This is a genomic window from Streptomyces sp. NPDC039465, assembly GCF_055639315.1.
This window is the reverse complement of record NZ_JBVKAP010000001.1, coordinates 51,328-67,978: the sequence shown is the minus strand read 5'-3', so window position 1 is coordinate 67,978 and position 16,651 is coordinate 51,328. Positions and strand designations below refer to the sequence as shown.

Below are 16,651 nucleotides of genomic sequence, written 5' to 3'. Positions count from 1 at the left end.
TCTGGTGTGCTCCCCGCGCATGCGGGGGTTCTGCCCGGGCCGTTCACGGCGCCCCCGGCGGCACGAACGGCAGTCCCGCCGACGGGCCCTGCTCGATCAGCCGCAGCAGCGCGTCCGTGTCGGCGTGTTCCTCGATCAGGTCGCCGAGGCGGTCCAGCTGCTCCTCGCGCAGCGCGCCGAAGGACGTGTCCGGCGCGGGTACGAAACGGCGGCCCGCCGCGGCCGCGACCTCCCGCAGGAACGCCCGCCGGAAGCCGTCGCTCTCCAGCGACCCGTGCCAGTGCGTGCCCCACACCGCGCCCACCCGGCAGCCGTCCAGGAACGGCTCGCCACCGCGCACGTCGGCGACGCCGTGGTGGATCTCGTACCCCTCGACCCGCTCCCCGAGCGCCTCGCCCACCGGCCGGGCGAGGGTCTTCTCGCGGGCGAACCGTACGTCCACGGGCAGCAGCCCGAGCCCCTCGACCTCACCGGCCCGGGACTCGACGTCGTCCACGATCCGCTCCGCCAGGGCCTGGAAGCCGCCGCAGATGCCCAGCACCGGCCGGCCCTCGGCCGCCCGGCGCCCGATCGCGTCGGCGAGGCCGCGCTCGCGCAGCCAGGCCAGCGCCTTCACCGTCCCGCGGGTGCCGGGGACGACGACCAGGTCCGCGTCGACGAGCTCCTCGGCCCGGTCCACGAACCGCACCACCACACCGGGCTCCGCGGCGAGCGCGTCCACGTCGGTGAAGTTGGACATCAGGGGGACCGCGCACACGGCGACCCGCAGCACGTCCGCACCGACCGGCGGCGCCACCACCGACTCGCGGACCGCGCCCCGCAGGGGCACCCGCAGCCCGTCCTCCTCGTCGATGCCGAGCCCGTGGGCGTACGGCAGGACCCCGAACGTCGGCCGTCCCGTGAGCCCCTTCAGCATGTCGAGCCCCGGCGTCAGGAGCGTCACATCGCCCCGGAACTTGTTCACGAGATAGCCGGCGACCAGCTCCTGGTCCTCGGGCGCGAGCAGCGCCGTCGTACCGAAGAACTGGGCGAACACCCCGCCGCGGTCGATGTCCCCGACCACCACGACGGGGAAGCGCGCGGCGCGCGCGATGCCCATGTTCACGATGTCGGTGCGGCGTAGATTGATCTCCGCCGGACTTCCGGCCCCCTCGCAGATCACGGCGTCATACGTGCCCCGCAGCTCCTCCAGGCACGCCACCACCGGCTCGTACAGCTCGCGCTGCCGTCCGCCGTGGTAGCCGCGGGCGCTCATCTCGCCGACCGGCTTGCCCATGAGCACCACCTGGCTGGAGCGGTCGCTGCCGGGCTTCAGCAGGACCGGGTTCATCAGCGCCGTCGGCTCCACGCGCGCGGCCTGCGCCTGCATGGCCTGCGCCCGGCCGATCTCCGCGCCCTCACGGGTGACGAAGGAGTTCAGGGACATGTTCTGCCCCTTGAACGGCGCGACCTTGACGCCCTTGCGGACCAGCCAGCGGCAGATGCCGGCGGTCACGACGCTCTTGCCCGCGTCCGACGTGGTCCCGGCGACCATCAGCCCGCCGCCGAGGCCGCCCCCGCTCCCGCCCCTCATGTACGCCTCCGCTTCATGGCCGTCACGGCCAGCCGCCCGCCCACGCACGCGGCCAGGGCCAGCGCGCTCACCCGGCGCGACAGCCGCACCGCGCGTTCGATGTCCGCCACCTCGACGTCCCGGCCGTCGCCGTTGAGGACGGGCCGGTGCTCGACCCGGCCGCCGTACGAGAGGGTGCCGCCGAGCCGTACGCCGAGGGCGCCCGCGAACGAGGCCTCCACCGGGCCGGCGTTGGGGCTCGGGTGCCGGTCCGCGTCGGCCCGCCAGGCCCGCAGCGCGCCGCGCGGGTCGCCGCCGGCGGCCGTGGCCAGGGCGGCGGTGAGCCGGGCTCCGGGCCAGCCGGCGAGGTCGTCGAGGCGGGCCGAGGCCCAGCCGAAGCGGCGGTGGCGCGGCGACTTGTGGCCCACCATGGCGTCCAGGGTGTTCACGGCCCGGAACCCGACCAGACCGGGCACCCCGGCCACCGCGCCCCACACCAGCGCGCCCACGACGGCGTCGGAGGTGTTCTCGGCGACGGACTCCACCACCGCGCGGGCGATCCCGGGACCGTCCAGGGCCTGCGGGTCCCGGCCGCACAGATGCGGCAGCCGCTCCCGGGCGACCTCCAGGTCCGCGGCGGCGAGCGCCCCGCCGATGGCGCGGGCCTCGCGGCCCAGGGACGTACCGCCCACGACGGACCAGACGCAGGCCGCGGTCAGGGCGACGGACGCGGCGCCGTGGCCGCGTACGGCGCGGGCCGCGAGCGCGCCCGCGGCGGCGGCTCCTCCGGCGCAGACGGCGGTGTGCAGTGCGCCCCAGCCGCGATGGTCGCGCCAGAGCGCGCGCTCGACGGCTCCGGCGGCCCGGCCGAAGGCGGCGACGGGATGGCCCCGGCGGGGGTCCCCCAGGACGAGATCGGCCACCAGGCCTGCGGTGGCCCCGTACGCGTAGACAGCGGTCGCTCTGCTGCGGCCAGGCATGGCGCAATGTCCTCACTCAGGGTCCGCGCCCTGGCTCGACGTGACCGGCGGTGAGAGTTCCTGGCTCCCGGGGATCAGCTCCCCGGTCACAGTGGCGGGACCGCGCCGGATTCGCACCGGACTTCCTCTACTGCCGCCGTAATGGCCCCGGCAGTCCACCACGCTGCCCGAAGGCCCGTCAACTCACCCTTGACCTGCGCATACGGAAGGGCGGGCCGCACCTTGTGGTGCGGCCCGCCCTTCCGTATGCCGTGGAGCGCCGTGGTCAGACGACGATCAGATAGATGCCGTACGCCACGGCCGCCGCGCAGAGCGCGAAGCAGGCGTAGGCGCCGGTACGGGCCAGGGTGGCGGAGCCTCCCTGGGCGGCGGCCGACTCCTGCTTGGAGAGGCCGACGATGCCGAGGGTGAACAGGCCCACGAGGGCGACGGTCGCCACGAGGCTGACTCCGAAGACGGAGCCGAGAGCTGCCCAGTCGATCTTCATGTGGTTCGTTCCTTACAGCGCGGCGGCGGGGGCCGTGGGAGCGGCCGGGTCCGTGGGGGCCGGCGTGGGGATGGTGGTCTTCAGGTCCTCGTCCGCGACGGCGGCGACAGAGCCGGCCGGCGGCGGGGTGACAGCCGCGATGGCGGTGGTCACGACACCCGCGGGCTCGGCGTCGGGGCTGACGTCGTTGACGTTGGTGTGGTCGACCACCTGGCGGCGGGAGACGAGCCAGATGGCGACGCAGGAGGCGACCAGGAAGGCCGCGACGGCGTAGACGCCCCACTCGCCCTGGCTGGCGACGTACTCGGCTCCGGCCCCGACCAGGCCCGCGGCCGGAAGGGTCAGGCCCCAGGCGACGAACATCCGGGTGGCGGTCGACCAGCGGACGACACCGCCCTTGCGGCCCAGACCCGCGCCCATGACGGCGCCGGAGCAGGAGTGCGTGGTCGACAGGGAGAAGCCCAGGCTGGAGGAGGCCAGGATGACGGTGGCCGCGCTGGTCTGGGCGGCGAAGCCCTGCTGCGGCTGGAGGTCCGTGAGGCCCTTGCCCATCGTGCGGATGATGCGCCAGCCGCCGAGGTAGGTGCCGAGCGCGATCGCCACACCGGCGGAGACGATGACCCAGACGGGCGGGTTGGAGCCGGGGACGAGGACGCCGCCGGCGACCAGGGCGAGGGTGATGATGCCCATGGTCTTCTGGGCGTCGTTCGTGCCGTGGGCGAGGGAGACGAGACCGGCGGACGCGATCTGACCGGCCCGGTAGCCCTTCTCGGTCGTCTTGCGGTCCGCGTTCTTGTCGAGGCGGTAGGTCAGGCGGGCGGCGAACATCGCGGCCAGGCCGGCGACCAGCGGCGCGGCGATCGCCGGGATGAGCACCTTGGTCACGACGATCCCGCCGTTGACGCCACTGACGCCGATCGCGGCGATGGTCGCGCCGATGAGGCCGCCCATCAGGGCGTGGGAGGAGCTGGACGGCAGACCGACCAGCCAGGTCACCAGGTTCCAGAGGATCGCGCCGACGAGCGCGGCGAGGATGACTTCGGGCTGGATGCCCTCCTCGTTGACGAGCCCCTTGGAGATCGTCTTGGCAACCTCCACCGACAGGAACGCGCCGACCAGGTTGAGCACGGCGGACATGGCCACCGCCGTCTTGGGCTTGAGGGCACCGGTCGAGATGGTCGTCGCCATCGCGTTGGCGGTGTCGTGGAAACCGTTCGTGAAATCGAACACGAGAGCTGTCACGACCACAATCGCGAGCAGCAGCGTGATGTGTTCCATTTACCCAGGCAATCGTTTGACGTCAGTGGCTGGATGAACGTAGGCAACCTGAGTGAACGGAAGGTGAACTGGGAGGGTTGTGGTGGTGTCCCCATTCGGGTGCATGTCCCTCCGCTTCCCGTTCGAAGCGGCCCTCCGGCCCGTGGTTTCGGGGCAGGACGCGGCTTTCGGGCTCTTGCGGGTCTCTTCGGCCGGTCTGCCCCGCACCCCGGAAGAGATACTGATCACGTTGCCGCGGCCGCACCCCCCGGCTGGCACGATCACCCCATGGACCCCATGGAACAGACTCTCGAAGAGGCCTGGCGGGAGCTCGTGGCCACGGCCCGCAGGACCGTCACCGACGGACTCGTCGTCGGCACGTCGGGCAATGTCTCCGTCCGCGTCGGGGACCTCGTCCTGGTGACCCCGAGCGCGGTGCCCTACGACCGTCTCGCCGACGAGGACCTCCTCGCCGTCGGCCTCGACGGGCGGCCCGTGCGCGGCACGCTCCCGCCCACCAGCGAGCTGCCCATGCACCTGGCCGTCTACCGGAACACCTCCGCCGCCGCCGTCGTCCACACCCACGCCGTCCACGCCACCGCCGTCTCCACCCTCGTCCCCGAGCTCCCCGCCGTGCACTACATGACCGGCGCCCTCGGCGGCCCCGTCCGCGTCGCCCCGTACGCCCTCTACGGCACCGAGGAGCTCGCCGGCCACGTGCTCGACGCCCTCGACGGCCGCACCGGCTGCCTCCTGCGCAACCACGGCACCCTCACCTACGGCGACACCCTCGCCCAGGCCTACGACCGCACGGCCCAGCTCGAATGGATGTGCCACGTCTGGCTCACCGCGAGCACGCTCCCCGGCCGCACCCCCTCCCTGCTCACCCCTGCCCAGCTCGACGAGGCCGCCGAGAAGCTCCACGGCTACGGCCGCCCGGCCTGACCCGGCCCGGCCCGCGCCCGGCGCCGGGCGCGGGCCGCCCACTGGCACGGCGCGACGGTCGTGCCGACACTGGGAGCGTGCGCCCGGCTACAGCGACGGCAGCAGCCGTCACCACCCTGATAGGCATCGGCGCGGCCGCGGTCGCGGCCGGCCGGTACGCCAGCGACGCGGCCCTGCGAACACCGCCCGGCCGGCCCCTGCCCGGCGACCCCCGGCTCACCGTCCACGACACGGCGCCCGGCCGGATCACCCTGACCCGCAGCCTCGCCGCCCTGCGCCCCGGCACCTACGGCCTCGCCGGCAACGACCTGCACGCCGTCGTCGGCCCCGTCCTCGACGGCGTCGCCCACACCGCGGACACCGTCGTACGCCGCCTGGAGCGCGTGGAGCACGGCACCCCGCACACCGGCAGCCGCGTCCGGCTCACCCCCCAGCTCTACAGCGGCACCCCCGCCGACTCCCTCGGCCTCGACCACGAGGACCTGGAGGTCCCCGGCGAACTGGGCGCCCTCCCTGCCTGGCTCGTACCGGCCGCCCGCGGCACCTGGGTCATCACCGTCCACGGCCTCGGCACCACCCGGCACCACCCCCTCAATCTCCTCGCCTTCCTCAACCGCCACCAGTTCCCGGTGCTCAACCTCGCCTACCGGGGCGACCCGGGCGCCCCCCGCTCCCCGGACGGCCTCGGGCACCTCGGCGACTCGGAGTGGCGCGACGTGGACGCCGCCATCCGGCACGCCGTCCGCCTCGGCGCCGACCGCGTCATCCTGCACGGCTGGTCCACCGGCGCCGCGATGGCCCTGCACGCCGCCGCCAACTCCGGCCTGCGCGACCGCATCAGCGGACTCGTCCTGGACTCGCCCGTCCTCGACTGGGAGGCCACCCTGCGCGCCCTCGCCGCCGCCCGCCGCACCCCCAGCAGGCTCCTGCCGCTCGCCGTCCGGGCCGCCCAGGGCCGCACCGGCCTGCACGGCGACCGGCTCCAGGAAGCCGCCGACCCGGAGGTCATGCGCGTCCCGGCCCTGATCTTCCACGGCCCCGACGACACCATCGCCCCCTGGGGCCCCTCCCAGGAGCTGGCCGCCCGCCGCTCCGACCTCGTCACCCTGCACACCGTCAGGAACGCCCCGCACGCGGCCATGTGGAACGCCGACCCCGCCGGGTACGAAGAGGCGCTCCGGCGCTTCCTCACCCCCCTCATGTAGTCCCGCACCCCCTCATCCGAGCGCGGTGAATCTCATTCCGTTTGGGCTTTCGGGCCGTCAGCGGGAAGACTGCTCCCGTGACGTCTCGAAAGCCTGATGAGCAATTGGCGCGCAACTCCAGACTCCGACTCGTCCGTCCGCGGCCCCTCACCACGGCCCGACGGGCCGTGACGACCCGGCGCACGCGGCCGGCGTCGCGGCCGCCCGAGGGGACCCCGCCCGCCGCGGAGCTGGCCCGCCAGGCGCGGGCCGTCCTCGCCGACGCCGTCCGCGTCGCCCGCTGGGCCGCCGCCGGGCACCGCCCCGACGCCCCGCCCACCGGCGAACGGGCCGCCGCCGCCCTCGACCTGACGCCCGACCAGGTCCGCGAGGGCTGGGACCGCGCCCGCCTCGCCGGACTCGTCGAGCTCCACGGCTCCACCGCCCGCCCCGGCTGGCGCCTGCACGCCTGGGACCGTGACGACACCGCCGTCCTGCGCGGCTGGGTCGCGCTCTTCGACGCCTGGTCGCTGGTCCACCCCGCCCCGGCCGCCGTCGCGCCCGCCGCCGTCGCCGAGGTCGTCGAAGCCGTCCCCCAGGTGCTCTCCCTCCTTCAGCTCTCGGCCGGCCCCGTGCACGTACCGGCCCTGCTCGACCTGCTGGAACAGCGCGTCGCCGAACTGCGCGAGGAGCGCTGCGAGGTCCCCTACGGCCCCCAGGACCCGGACCCGGATCCCGCCCCGGACACCCGTCCCGCTCCGGGCCCGGACGCGATCCCCGTGCCGCTGCCGGTCCCGCTTCCCGGCGGGGCCGCGGCCCCCGCCGTACCGCTCTCCCCCCTCCTCGACTGGGCCCTGGACGGCCTCGCCGCCGTCGGAGCCCTGACCCTCGGCGACGGCCAGGCCACCCTCACCCCGCTCGGCAACTGGGCGGTCTGGGTCAAGCTGGAGCAGATCTGCGTCGCCGCGCAGAGCCCCGCCGGCCATATCGAGCAGTCCGCCGAGGACATGCTCCGCGGCTCCACCCGGCTCACTCCCGGACCCGCCCGCACCGAATACCGCGCCTGGCTCGCCGCCCGCCCGCTCGCCAGCGCTGTCTCCGAACTGCTCACCGTCGCCCGCGGCGAGGACGCGCTGCTGCGCGGCCTCGCCTTCGACGCCCTGCGCGTCGTGGGAGCCCCGGCCGAGGCCGAGGTCCGTGCCGCCGCCGAAGAGCCCTCGCTGCGCCCGTACGCGCTGCTGTGGCTCGCCGAGTTCGAAGGCATGGACCCCGACGACGCCCCCGACGTCCTCAGTCGTGAGGAAGCGACCTGGCTCTGGGTGGACACCGCCGCCGCCGTTGCTGACCACGGCGAGAGCTCCCTGCTGGTCCGGCACCTCGAATCGGCCGTGCAGGGAACCGTCCCCGCACTCCTCGACGAGGTCCGGGCCGTCGGACACCCCCGCACGGTCCAGGTCCTGGTCGCCCTCGCCGCCGCGCACCCCGATCCGGCCCTGGCCAAGGCGGTCCGCAGAGCCGCCTTCCAGGTGCACACCGGAGGCGCGTGAGGGCCCTGCACGAAGGGCTTCTGTCTGCCCTTCGGGCCCGGTCCGCCGCTACTCCGAGGCGCCGGGGGTGTACGTCCCGAAACTCCAGATGTTCCCCTCGGCGTCCCGGGCCATGTAGTCGCGTGAGCCGTAGTCCTGGTCGGTCGGCGGCATCACGATCTCCACACCGTGCTCCACCGCCCGCGCGTGATGCTGGTCCACGTCGTCGACATGGACGAACACCCCCGCCGGACCGGCGTCCCGCATCAACTTGTCGAACTCTCCTCCCGTGCCCTTGCTGCCCAGCATCACCATCCCGTTGCCGTAGGACAGCTCGGCGTGCACCACCTGGCCGTTCTCGCCCTCGTACACGGCGTTCTGCGTGAAGCCGAAGGCCTCCGTGATCTGTTTGATCGCGGCCTTGGCGTCGTCGTAGGTCAGGGTGGGACAGATGTGGGGTGCTTCTGACATGCCGATCACTCCTTCTCGCTCAGTACGGTCGGTACGTTCGGTACGCAGGTCGGGACCTGGGAATGTGACCTGGATCTCAGTCTGGCATCCACCACTGACAACGCGCCGAAAGCGCCCGGAGGATCAGCGGAAGGTGTTGCACCGGGCCATGTCGCCGGTCCGGTAGCCGGTGGAGAACCACTCCTGACGCTGCTGCGCGGAGCCGTGCGTCCAGTTCTCCGGCGTCACCCGTCCCTGGAACTTCTCCTGGATACGGTCGTCTCCGACGGCCGCCGCCGCGTCCAGACCGTCCCGGATGTCGGTCTCGTCGAGCCGCGTCAACAACGGTCGCCCCGTCTTCTCGTCGGGCGTCGTCGTCGCGTGCCGCGCCCACACCCCCGCGTAGCAGTCCGCCTGCAGCTCCACCCGCACCGCGTTGCTCGCCGCGCCCGTCCGCCCGTCCTGCGCCCGCGCCAGCGTCCCGATCAGGTTCTGCACATGGTGGCCGTACTCGTGCGCCACCACGTACGCCTGCGCGAACGGCCCCCCGCTCGAACCGAACGTGGTCCGCAGCTCGTCGAAGAAGCCCAGATCCAGATAGACCTGCCGGTCGCCCGGACAGTAGAACGGCCCCACCGCCGCGGTCGCCGACCCGCACGCCGTACCGATCCGCTGGGTGAACATCACCGTACGGGCGTCCGCGTAACGGCCGCCCCGGCGCGCGTACTCCGCCCGCCAGAAGTCCTGCACGCTGTTGACGACCGCCACGATCCGGCAGTCCTGGCGGGTGTTCGCGTCCGCTCCCGTCCGGCAGCTGCGATTGACCTCCGCCGCCGACGACGCCGTGGCCCCGGGCTCGTCACTGCCCGTCGACAGACCCAGCTGCTCCGGACCCACCCCGAAGAACAGCCCCAGGATCAACGCGATGAATCCGACGATGCCGCCGCCGACGGTGGCCCGGCCCCCGGGAATGCGGCTGCCGCGGACGTCCTGGACTTCCGAGGTGTCCAGACTTGCGTCGTCGTCGAACTGCACGGCCACCGCCCTCCGCGTCACTGCCGCGGCAGTGGCCGCCGCCCTGCGCCGAGTATCGATCACTGCGGTGCGTCTTGCCCCTTTTGTCCCCCTGGCGCCGCTACGCTCTGCGCCTGATTCGCCGGATCAATGGCCAGAACCACGGCCCGTTCCCTAGCCTGTGCTGCCGTGGCACCAAGAAATCCACGCCGTGCCCACCACATGGCGTCGAAGGGGGAAGGGTGACCGCTCAGCCGCACCGCAGCGCGGAAAGCAGCGCCGGCCGCGATGCCGACCACATCGCGGAAAGCGCCGCCGCCGGAAGCGTCGACCGCAGCGCCGACCGGAACGCAGATCGGAACGCCGACCAAAGCGTCAACCGGACGGTACGCCGGGGCGTACGCCTGGCGCTCGCTGCCGTCATCGCCGCGCTGGCCCTGCCCCTGGTGACCGCGGCGGCCACCCATTCCCGTGCCGTGCCCTACGGCGACCGCCTCACCGCCCACACCTCCGCCGCCGTCACGGCCATGGAGCCCGCCCTGAGGGTGCGCGGCCACGCCGTCGAGGCGTACGACCCGGCCACCGGCCACCGCCGCTGGACCTACACCCGCGAGGGCCGCCGCCCCCTCGCCGTCCTGCCCCTGCCCGGCCACGCACTGGCCCTGTGGAGCGACGGCATGGTCACCGACACCGTGCGCGAGGACGGCAGCGCCGTGCGCTGGCACCGCGTCATCCCCGCCTTCGACGCCCGCAGCGGAGCCGTGCTTCAGCCGCTCGACCCGCAGGCCAAGATGCTCGCCGTCGTCACCCCCGAGCGCATCGCCGCCTACCGCGTCGCCGACGGCGACCTGCGCTGGATCCTGCCCCCGCGCCGCGGCTGTACGTACGTCCCGAAGCGCCATCTGCGCACCCCCGGCGCGCTCCTGATCGCCCAGCCCTGCACCGAGCCGGCCGCCTGGACCGCCGAGCTCGTCGCCGTCGACGAATTCGGCCGGATCGAGCCCGACCGCGAGCCGCTGGGCAACGAGATCCCCACCCCGAAGCCGTAGCCCCAGGCCACCAGGGGCGGGAGGGTCCAGGGGGCCGGTGCCCCCGGAGTGACCCTCGTCGCACGGCAGAAAACCAGTTGCACAGGCCCGTTAGACTGGCCTCCATGGCCATTCTCCCTGTGCATTAGCGGCGTCGAAGCCCCGCGCCCCGCCGTCCTTCCGCCGTCCATATCCGCCCTGGAGTCTGTCCGTGATCACCGCTTCCGGCATCGAGCTGCGCGCCGGCGCCCGCGTCCTCATCGAATCCGCGTCCTTCCGTATCGCCAAGGGTGACCGCATCGGTCTCGTCGGCCGCAACGGCGCCGGCAAGACCACCCTCACCAAGTGCCTCGCGGGTGAGGGCATCCCCGCCGCCGGCCAGATCGCCCGCTCCGGCGAGGTCGGCTACCTGCCGCAGGACCCGCGCACCGGCGACCTCGACGTCCTCGCCCGCGACCGCATCCTCTCCGCCCGCGGCCTCGACGTCCTCATCAAGAAGATGCGGATGAACGAGGAGCGCATCGCGAACGGCACCGGCGCCACGCGTGACAAGGCGATGCGGCAGTACGAGCGCCAGGAGACCGAGTTCCTCACCAAGGGCGGGTACGCCGCCGAGGCCGAGGCCGCCACCATCGCGGCCGCCCTCGGCCTGCCCGACCGGGTCCTTGGCCAGCCGCTGCACACCCTCTCCGGCGGTCAGCGCCGCCGCGTCGAGCTCGCCCGCATCCTCTTCTCGGACGCCGACACCCTCCTGCTCGACGAGCCGACCAACCACCTCGACGCCGACTCGATCGTCTGGCTGCGCGACTACCTCAAGACCTACCGCGGCGGCTTCATCGTCATCTCCCACGACGTCGATCTCGTGGAGACCGTCGTCAACAAGGTCTTCTACCTGGACGCCAACCGCTCCACCATCGACGTCTACAACATGGGCTGGAAGCTCTACCAGCAGCAGCGCGAGGCCGACGAGAAGCGCCGCCGCCGCGAGCGCCAGAACGCCGAGAAGAAGGCCGCGGCCCTCAACTCGCAGGCCGACAAGATGCGCGCCAAGGCCACCAAGACCGTCGCCGCCCAGAACATGGCCCGCCGCGCCGAGCGGCTGCTCTCCGGCCTGGAAGCGGTCCGGGTCGCCGACAAGGTCGCCAAGCTGCGCTTCCCGGACCCGGCGCCGTGCGGAAAGACCCCGCTGACGGCCGAGGGGCTGTCGAAGTCGTACGGCTCGCTCGAGATCTTCACCGATGTGAACCTCGCCATCGACAAGGGCTCGCGGGTCGTCATCCTCGGCCTCAACGGCGCCGGCAAGACCACGCTGCTGCGGCTCCTCGGCGGTGTGGAGAAGCCCGACACCGGCGAGGTCACCCCTGGTCACGGCCTCAAGCTCGGCTACTACGCGCAGGAGCACGAGACCCTCGACCCGGACCGCTCGGTCCTGGAGAACATGCGCTCCGCCGCGCCCGACCTCGACCTCGTCGAGGTGCGCAAGGTGCTCGGCTCCTTCCTCTTCTCCGGCGACGACGTCGACAAGCCGGCCGGCGTGCTCTCCGGCGGTGAGAAGACCCGGCTCGCCCTGGCCACCCTGGTCGTCTCCTCGGCGAACGTCCTCCTCCTCGACGAGCCGACGAACAACCTCGACCCGGCCAGCCGCGAGGAGATCCTCGGCGCGCTGCGCACCTACAAGGGCGCGGTCGTGCTGGTCACCCACGACGAGGGCGCCGTCGAGGCGCTCCAGCCGGAGCGGATCATCCTGCTCCCGGACGGTGTCGAGGACCTCTGGGGAGCTGACTACGCGGACCTGGTGGCCCTGGCCTGATCGTCTCCGTATGGATCATTCGGCCCATGGGTGATCCATCATCTGAGTGAGAGCGTCTCGTACCGCGGCGTGGCTTCCGGTGGATCGCGTCCACCCGGGGCCACGCCGCGCCGTCGTTCCCGGGGCGCCAGAGGCGCGCCGCTGACCTGGCGATACGTACCGATCTCGGCCCCGGGCAAGGAAAACGGTTCACCGGAATCTGAGATTCCGGTCGTGAGGACGGCGTTCCGTCCGCCAAACCTCGTCGCACAGACCTTGTCGAATGGGTGGCCATCCCGCTCCAGAGGGGTGATCATGAGAGTCCAGAGCGCACTTCCCATGAGGAGGCACGGGTGGCCGAGACTCTGAAGAAGGGCAGCCGGGTGACCGGCGCCGCGCGCGACAAGCTCGCGGCAGACCTGAAGAAGAAGTACGACTCCGGTGCGAGCATCCGGGCGCTGGCCGAGGAAACGGGCCGCTCCTACGGATTCGTCCATCGGATGCTCAGTGAGTCCGGAGTGACGCTGCGGGGACGCGGCGGAGCGACCCGAGGCAAGAAGGCCCCCACGGCCTGACGCCCAGGGGCGTCCCCGGCCCTCCCGGAACCTCCGGGACCGAGGGCGCTGCTCGTCCGGGCGCGGTTCGTGCGGCCCCACCGATTTCGGCGTGACCACCCGGTCGGTCGTGCGGTCGACCGGGTGGTTACTGTGCAGTCACTTGACTGTGCTGCACCGGAACCGGAGGAGCCCCATGACCTCGCTCGACTCTGTGCTCGTTGTATTCGACAAGGACGGTGTGCGGCTCACCGTCGAGGACGCCGTTGCCACGGTGACCCTGACCAACCCGGCCAAGCGCAACGCCCAGTCTCCCGCTCTGTGGCGGGCGTTGGCGGAGGCCGGACGGTCGCTGCCGGGCAGCGTGCGGGTCGTGGTGCTGCGCGGCGAGGGCAAATCCTTCTCCGCGGGGCTCGATCGGCAGGCGTTCACGCCCGAGGGCTTCGACGGCGAGCCGTCCCTCCTTGACCTCGCGCGCGGCTCCGACGCGGACCTCGACGCGGTCATCGCCGAATACCAAGAAGCCTTCACCTGGTGGCGCCGTAACGACCTCGTGTCCATCGCGGCCGTCCAGGGTCATGCGATCGGTGCCGGCTTCCAGCTGGCCCTCGCCTGCGACCTGCGCGTCGTGGCCGAGGACGTCCAGTTCGCCATGCGTGAGACAAGCCTCGGCCTGGTGCCGGACCTCACGGGCACGCACCCGCTGGTCGGCCTGGTCGGCTACGCCCGCGCGCTGGAGATCTGCGCCACCGGCCGCTTCGTCGGCGCGGCTGAGGCCGAGCGCACCGGCCTCGCCAACCTCGCTGTCCCCGTCGACGAGCTCGACGGCGCGGTACGGGACCTGAGCGCGGCCCTGCTCGCGGCGCCGCGTGACGCCGTCATCGAGACCAAGGCCCTGCTCCGGGGGGCCCTGGACCGTACGTACGAGGAGCAGCGCACCGCCGAACGCGCCGCCCAGGCCCGCCGCCTGCGCGACCTGGCGGGCCTCGGCGACTGATCCGGACGCGGCCCGGACGCGGTCTGCCCGGACGGGCCCGTAGCCGGCCGGCCCGTACCCGGCCTGGCCGGACGCGGCCTGGCGCCGGACGGCTCCTGCTGCCTCGCGCCAGGGCGGCCTCCCAGGTCCCGTCCGCGGTCGGGACGCCTAGCCCACCCGCGTGATCAGCACCGTCACGGGCAGCGGCCGGGGCTGGGCCGCCTCGGCCGCCCGGCGCACCGCGCGGACGACGGTCAGCACATGGTGGCCGGCGGAGATGGCCAGTTCCACGCGGAGATGGTCCGGCGCGCGGTGGACGGACGGGCCCAGGGTGGTCGTCAGAGCGTCCACACCGTCGACCGCGAGCACCGCCGCGGCGATGCGATCGGTCACTCCCAGGGGAGTGCCCGCCGCAGCAGGCAGGGGAGTGCCTGCCGCCGCGCCCACGGCATCGCTCACGGCCTTCCCCAAGGGAGCACCCGCCGCCGCGCCTACGGCATCGCTCACCGAAGTCCCCATGGGCCCGCCCGCCGTGGCCACGGGCTCGGCCACCGCCCCGGCGGCCGCAGGGCTCGGCGGCGTGGCGGTTCGCCCGGTCGGCGGAGCCGCTTCGCCCGGATCCGGGGGTGCGTCTCCCAGGCCCGTCACCCGCAGGTCCACCCGGGCGACGGTCAGCCCGAGCCACTCACCCGCGGCGAAGAGCGCGGTGCGCAGCTCCTCGGCGAGTGCCGGCAGGGGCGAGTCGCCCGAGGCCACGAACTCCCCGTTGATCCGCACCGGCCCCGGCCCCGGCGCCCCCGGTGGCACCGGGAACGCCGATTTCCCGGGTGTGTCCGGGTCCGCCAGGGCCACCCTCATTGCGCCCGGCGCCACCCCTCGTACCTCGCTCGCCGCCCGCCGGAGGACCGATACGGCTGCCCGTTCCGCGAGCCAGGCACCGTCCTCGGCCCCGCCCAGCGGCAGCAGCCGGCCGAGGCCGAGCCGGCTGCGCACCGCGGCCGTCCATCCGGCGCCGGTCGTCCCCGTGCCCGTACCGCCCGCCGCCGCGTCTGCCGTCACACCTGCCATTCCTCCAGCCTGCCGCATTCCCGACGCAGGATCGGGAAAGCGCACCTAATGTGGGCAAGGGAGTCCAGATCCGCCCGGAAGGGATGAACGGCGATGACTGAGGCCACACAGAGCAGGCAGCAACAGACCCCCGACGAGACCGGACGGACGTTGTCCAAGCCGTCCGCGACCCGGCGGGGCGGGGGAGACCCGGGCGTCCGCGGGCGGACGACCATCGCCGACGGGGTCGTGGAGAAGATCGCCGGGCTGGCCGCCCGGGACGTGGTCGGTGTCCATGCCATGGGCAGCGGCCTGTCCCGTACCTTCGGCGCCGTGCGCGACCGGGTCCCCGGCAGCACCAAGTCCAGTGTCACCCGTGGTGTGAAGGCCGAGGTCGGCGAGGTGCAGACCGCGCTCGACCTGGAGATCGTCGTCGAGTACGGCGTCGCGATCTCCGATGTCGCCCGGGCCGTACGCGAGAACGTCGTCACGGCCGTCGAGCGGATGACCGGCCTGGAGGTCGTGGAGGTGAACATCGCCGTGAGCGATGTGAAGCTCCCCGACGAAGAGGAAGAAGAACCGGAGACCCGGATTCAGTGACCGGCTTCGCCGGACCTGGGGGGCGACCGCCCGGGTAGGCGTTGAAGCGGGCTGAAGCGGGCCGAAGAAGGCGTTGAAGGGGCACAGCATGAGCATGGCAGCGGTCGGTCTGGTGGCCGGTATGGCGCTCGGCTTCGCCGGATACTTCGGTGGCTTCGGGGCGTTCGTGCTGGTGGCGGCCTTGGGAGCGATCGGTTTCGTGGCCGGTCGGTTCCTCGACGGAGACCTTGAACCCGGCGATCTCTTCCGAGGCCGCGAGGGGCGCGAGCGCGGCGAACGGCGGCGGTGACCCGGCGTGGCGGCGCAGCGGGTCGGGGCCGCCGACCGGGGGGCGACCACGATCGCCGACCGGGTGGTGGCGAAGATCGCCGCACAGGCGGCGCGCGAGGCGGTGGTACGCGTACCGGAAGGCGGCGCGGCGCCGCGTGCCTCGGTCGACGTACACCGTGACATGGCACGCGTGAGGGTGAGTCTGGAGGTCGACTATCCGTCCGACCTCGGCCGCCAGTGCGGCCGGGTGCGTCGCCATGTCGCCGAGCGGGTAAGGGCGTTGGCGGGGATGGAGGTGCCGGAGGTAGCGGTCCAGGTGGAGCGCCTGCACTCCGCGCACACGCGCCACGAGGACCGGGGGAAGCTCCGATGACCGAACTCGACCAGACCACCTCCGGCGCGACCCACGGCCCGGTGCCGGCCCCGGCCGGCGAGGAGAGCCCCCCGCCGCGGCGCTTCTGGGCCGCCCGGCGGATTCCGGCGGTCCTGGTGTCGCTGGTCGTCCTGGGCGCGGCCGGACTGCTGCTCTACGACATCGCGTCCGTACGGGCCGGCCGGCAGGCCATGTGGTGGCGGCGGACCCTCGCCGACGAACTGGCCACCCACCCCCTCGACGACATCTGGGTCCTCGTGGCGGCCGGGCTCGCGATGCTCGTCGGCCTCTGGCTGATCGTGCTCGCCGTCACGCCGGGCCTGCGGGCCGTGCTCCCGATGCGGTGCGACGCGCCCGCCGTCCGGGCGGGCCTCGACCGCGAGGCGGCGGCGCTCGTACTGCGGGACCGTGCCATGGAGGTCTCCGGTGTGCAGTCCGTACGGGTCGGCATGGGCCGGCGGAAGGTCGGTGTCCGCGCGGTCTCCCACTTCCGCGAACTCGACGACGTACGCGCCGACCTGGACGAGGTCGTGGGCGCCGGCATCAAGGAGCTGGGGCTGGCCCGGCAGCCGTCGCTGACGGTGCGCGTCGGGCGCGCCCCGAGGAAGAAGAGGTGAGG

At 73.3% G+C, this 16,651-nt stretch carries 18 protein-coding genes and 1 riboswitch; of the genes, 11 read left to right on the top strand and 7 right to left on the bottom strand.

The window, feature by feature from the left end; translation table 11 throughout:
• Positions 1-43: 43 nt before the first annotated feature.
• The 4 genes from ACZ7LT_RS00355 to ACZ7LT_RS00340 all read right to left on the bottom strand — a co-directional run bounded on the left by ACZ7LT_RS00355 (position 44) and on the right by ACZ7LT_RS00340 (position 4,297).
• Positions 44-1,573, bottom strand: coding sequence for a cobyric acid synthase (locus tag ACZ7LT_RS00355; protein WP_471232421.1), 1,530 nt, complete (start codon positions 1,571-1,573; stop codon positions 44-46).
• Positions 1,570-2,532 carry a cobalamin biosynthesis protein gene (locus ACZ7LT_RS00350; RefSeq protein ID WP_471232420.1) on the bottom strand — a complete coding sequence of 321 codons (963 nt, stop codon included), beginning with the start codon at positions 2,530-2,532 and terminating at the stop codon, positions 1,570-1,572. The genes ACZ7LT_RS00355 and ACZ7LT_RS00350 overlap by 4 nt, the downstream gene beginning before the upstream one ends.
• A 35-nt stretch (positions 2,533-2,567) precedes the next feature.
• Positions 2,568-2,707: riboswitch (cobalamin riboswitch) on the bottom strand.
• A gap of 90 nt (positions 2,708-2,797) precedes the next feature.
• Complete coding sequence (locus ACZ7LT_RS00345) at positions 2,798-3,019, bottom strand: hypothetical protein (RefSeq protein WP_471232418.1); 222 nt, start codon at positions 3,017-3,019, stop codon at positions 2,798-2,800.
• A 12-nt stretch (positions 3,020-3,031) separates the two neighbouring features.
• Entirely contained in the window at positions 3,032-4,297 is a 1,266-nt protein-coding gene (locus ACZ7LT_RS00340; protein ID WP_471232417.1) for an inorganic phosphate transporter, read from the bottom strand.
• Positions 4,298-4,564: 267 nt separating this feature from the next.
• Here ACZ7LT_RS00340 and ACZ7LT_RS00335 point away from each other — a divergent pair, with 267 nt between their 5' ends.
• The 3 genes from ACZ7LT_RS00335 (at position 4,565) to ACZ7LT_RS00325 (ending at position 7,952) form a co-directional block, all read left to right on the top strand.
• Entirely contained in the window at positions 4,565-5,221 is a 657-nt protein-coding gene (locus ACZ7LT_RS00335) for a class II aldolase/adducin family protein (RefSeq protein WP_471232415.1), read from the top strand.
• Between the two features lie 77 nt (positions 5,222-5,298).
• Positions 5,299-6,426: an alpha/beta hydrolase family protein gene (locus tag ACZ7LT_RS00330; protein WP_471232413.1), complete on the top strand. Its 1,128-nt coding sequence runs from the start codon at positions 5,299-5,301 to the stop codon at positions 6,424-6,426.
• Between the two features lie 77 nt (positions 6,427-6,503).
• On the top strand, positions 6,504-7,952 hold the full coding sequence (locus tag ACZ7LT_RS00325; protein WP_471232411.1) for a hypothetical protein: 1,449 nt from the start codon (positions 6,504-6,506) through the stop codon (positions 7,950-7,952).
• A gap of 48 nt (positions 7,953-8,000) precedes the next feature.
• Here ACZ7LT_RS00325 and ACZ7LT_RS00320 read toward each other — a convergent pair whose 3' ends face one another.
• Positions 8,001-8,402 carry a VOC family protein gene (locus ACZ7LT_RS00320; protein WP_471232409.1) on the bottom strand — a complete coding sequence of 134 codons (402 nt, stop codon included), beginning with the start codon at positions 8,400-8,402 and terminating at the stop codon, positions 8,001-8,003.
• Positions 8,403-8,525: 123 nt separating this feature from the next.
• Positions 8,526-9,416: a KPN_02809 family neutral zinc metallopeptidase gene (gene ypfJ / locus ACZ7LT_RS00315; protein WP_471234742.1), complete on the bottom strand. Its 891-nt coding sequence runs from the start codon at positions 9,414-9,416 to the stop codon at positions 8,526-8,528.
• Positions 9,417-9,637: 221 nt separating this feature from the next.
• Between ypfJ and ACZ7LT_RS00310 the strand changes: the two genes are divergently transcribed.
• The 4 genes from ACZ7LT_RS00310 to ACZ7LT_RS00295 all read left to right on the top strand — a co-directional run bounded on the left by ACZ7LT_RS00310 (position 9,638) and on the right by ACZ7LT_RS00295 (position 13,763).
• Positions 9,638-10,444: a hypothetical protein gene (locus ACZ7LT_RS00310; RefSeq protein ID WP_471232408.1), complete on the top strand. Its 807-nt coding sequence runs from the start codon at positions 9,638-9,640 to the stop codon at positions 10,442-10,444.
• Between the two features lie 190 nt (positions 10,445-10,634).
• Positions 10,635-12,233: a ribosomal protection-like ABC-F family protein gene (gene abc-f / locus ACZ7LT_RS00305; protein WP_471232406.1), complete on the top strand. Its 1,599-nt coding sequence runs from the start codon at positions 10,635-10,637 to the stop codon at positions 12,231-12,233.
• 332 nt (positions 12,234-12,565) lie between these two features.
• Positions 12,566-12,787 carry a helix-turn-helix domain-containing protein gene (locus ACZ7LT_RS00300; RefSeq protein ID WP_019885249.1) on the top strand — a complete coding sequence of 74 codons (222 nt, stop codon included), beginning with the start codon at positions 12,566-12,568 and terminating at the stop codon, positions 12,785-12,787.
• A gap of 175 nt (positions 12,788-12,962) precedes the next feature.
• On the top strand, positions 12,963-13,763 hold the full coding sequence (locus ACZ7LT_RS00295) for an enoyl-CoA hydratase/isomerase family protein (RefSeq protein ID WP_471232404.1): 801 nt from the start codon (positions 12,963-12,965) through the stop codon (positions 13,761-13,763).
• 147 nt (positions 13,764-13,910) lie between these two features.
• Here the strand turns inward: ACZ7LT_RS00295 and ACZ7LT_RS00290 are convergent, their stop codons facing one another.
• Positions 13,911-14,801: a hypothetical protein gene (locus ACZ7LT_RS00290; RefSeq protein ID WP_471232402.1), complete on the bottom strand. Its 891-nt coding sequence runs from the start codon at positions 14,799-14,801 to the stop codon at positions 13,911-13,913.
• A gap of 102 nt (positions 14,802-14,903) precedes the next feature.
• Between ACZ7LT_RS00290 and ACZ7LT_RS00285 the strand changes: the two genes are divergently transcribed.
• From ACZ7LT_RS00285 to ACZ7LT_RS00270, 4 genes are all read left to right on the top strand, one after another.
• A complete protein-coding gene (locus ACZ7LT_RS00285; RefSeq protein ID WP_471232401.1) occupies positions 14,904-15,389 on the top strand; it encodes an Asp23/Gls24 family envelope stress response protein in 486 nt (161 codons plus the stop codon).
• An 88-nt stretch (positions 15,390-15,477) separates the two neighbouring features.
• Positions 15,478-15,678: a hypothetical protein gene (locus ACZ7LT_RS00280; protein ID WP_471232400.1), complete on the top strand. Its 201-nt coding sequence runs from the start codon at positions 15,478-15,480 to the stop codon at positions 15,676-15,678.
• 6 nt (positions 15,679-15,684) lie between these two features.
• On the top strand, positions 15,685-16,032 hold the full coding sequence (locus ACZ7LT_RS00275; protein ID WP_471232399.1) for an Asp23/Gls24 family envelope stress response protein: 348 nt from the start codon (positions 15,685-15,687) through the stop codon (positions 16,030-16,032).
• On the top strand, positions 16,029-16,649 hold the full coding sequence (locus ACZ7LT_RS00270; RefSeq protein WP_471232398.1) for a DUF6286 domain-containing protein: 621 nt from the start codon (positions 16,029-16,031) through the stop codon (positions 16,647-16,649). The genes ACZ7LT_RS00275 and ACZ7LT_RS00270 overlap by 4 nt, the downstream gene beginning before the upstream one ends.
• Positions 16,650-16,651 lie beyond the last annotated feature (2 nt).

What these genes read in the sequence shown, in the direction of transcription:
- ACZ7LT_RS00335 (WP_471232415.1), top strand. Translation starts at nt 4,565, where the DNA reads ATGGACCCCATGGAACAGACTCTCGAAGAGGCCTGGCGGGAGCTCGTG.
- ACZ7LT_RS00350 (WP_471232420.1), bottom strand. Translation starts at nt 2,532, where the DNA reads ATGCCTGGCCGCAGCAGAGCGACCGCTGTCTACGCGTACGGGGCCACC.
- ACZ7LT_RS00355 (WP_471232421.1), bottom strand. Translation starts at nt 1,573, where the DNA reads ATGAGGGGCGGGAGCGGGGGCGGCCTCGGCGGCGGGCTGATGGTCGCC.
- ACZ7LT_RS00345 (WP_471232418.1), bottom strand. Translation starts at nt 3,019, where the DNA reads ATGAAGATCGACTGGGCAGCTCTCGGCTCCGTCTTCGGAGTCAGCCTC.
- ACZ7LT_RS00295 (WP_471232404.1), top strand. Translation starts at nt 12,963, where the DNA reads ATGACCTCGCTCGACTCTGTGCTCGTTGTATTCGACAAGGACGGTGTG.
- ACZ7LT_RS00340 (WP_471232417.1), bottom strand. Translation starts at nt 4,297, where the DNA reads ATGGAACACATCACGCTGCTGCTCGCGATTGTGGTCGTGACAGCTCTC.
- ACZ7LT_RS00285 (WP_471232401.1), top strand. Translation starts at nt 14,904, where the DNA reads ATGACTGAGGCCACACAGAGCAGGCAGCAACAGACCCCCGACGAGACC.
- ACZ7LT_RS00320 (WP_471232409.1), bottom strand. Translation starts at nt 8,402, where the DNA reads ATGTCAGAAGCACCCCACATCTGTCCCACCCTGACCTACGACGACGCC.
- ACZ7LT_RS00270 (WP_471232398.1), top strand. Translation starts at nt 16,029, where the DNA reads ATGACCGAACTCGACCAGACCACCTCCGGCGCGACCCACGGCCCGGTG.
- ACZ7LT_RS00280 (WP_471232400.1), top strand. Translation starts at nt 15,478, where the DNA reads ATGAGCATGGCAGCGGTCGGTCTGGTGGCCGGTATGGCGCTCGGCTTC.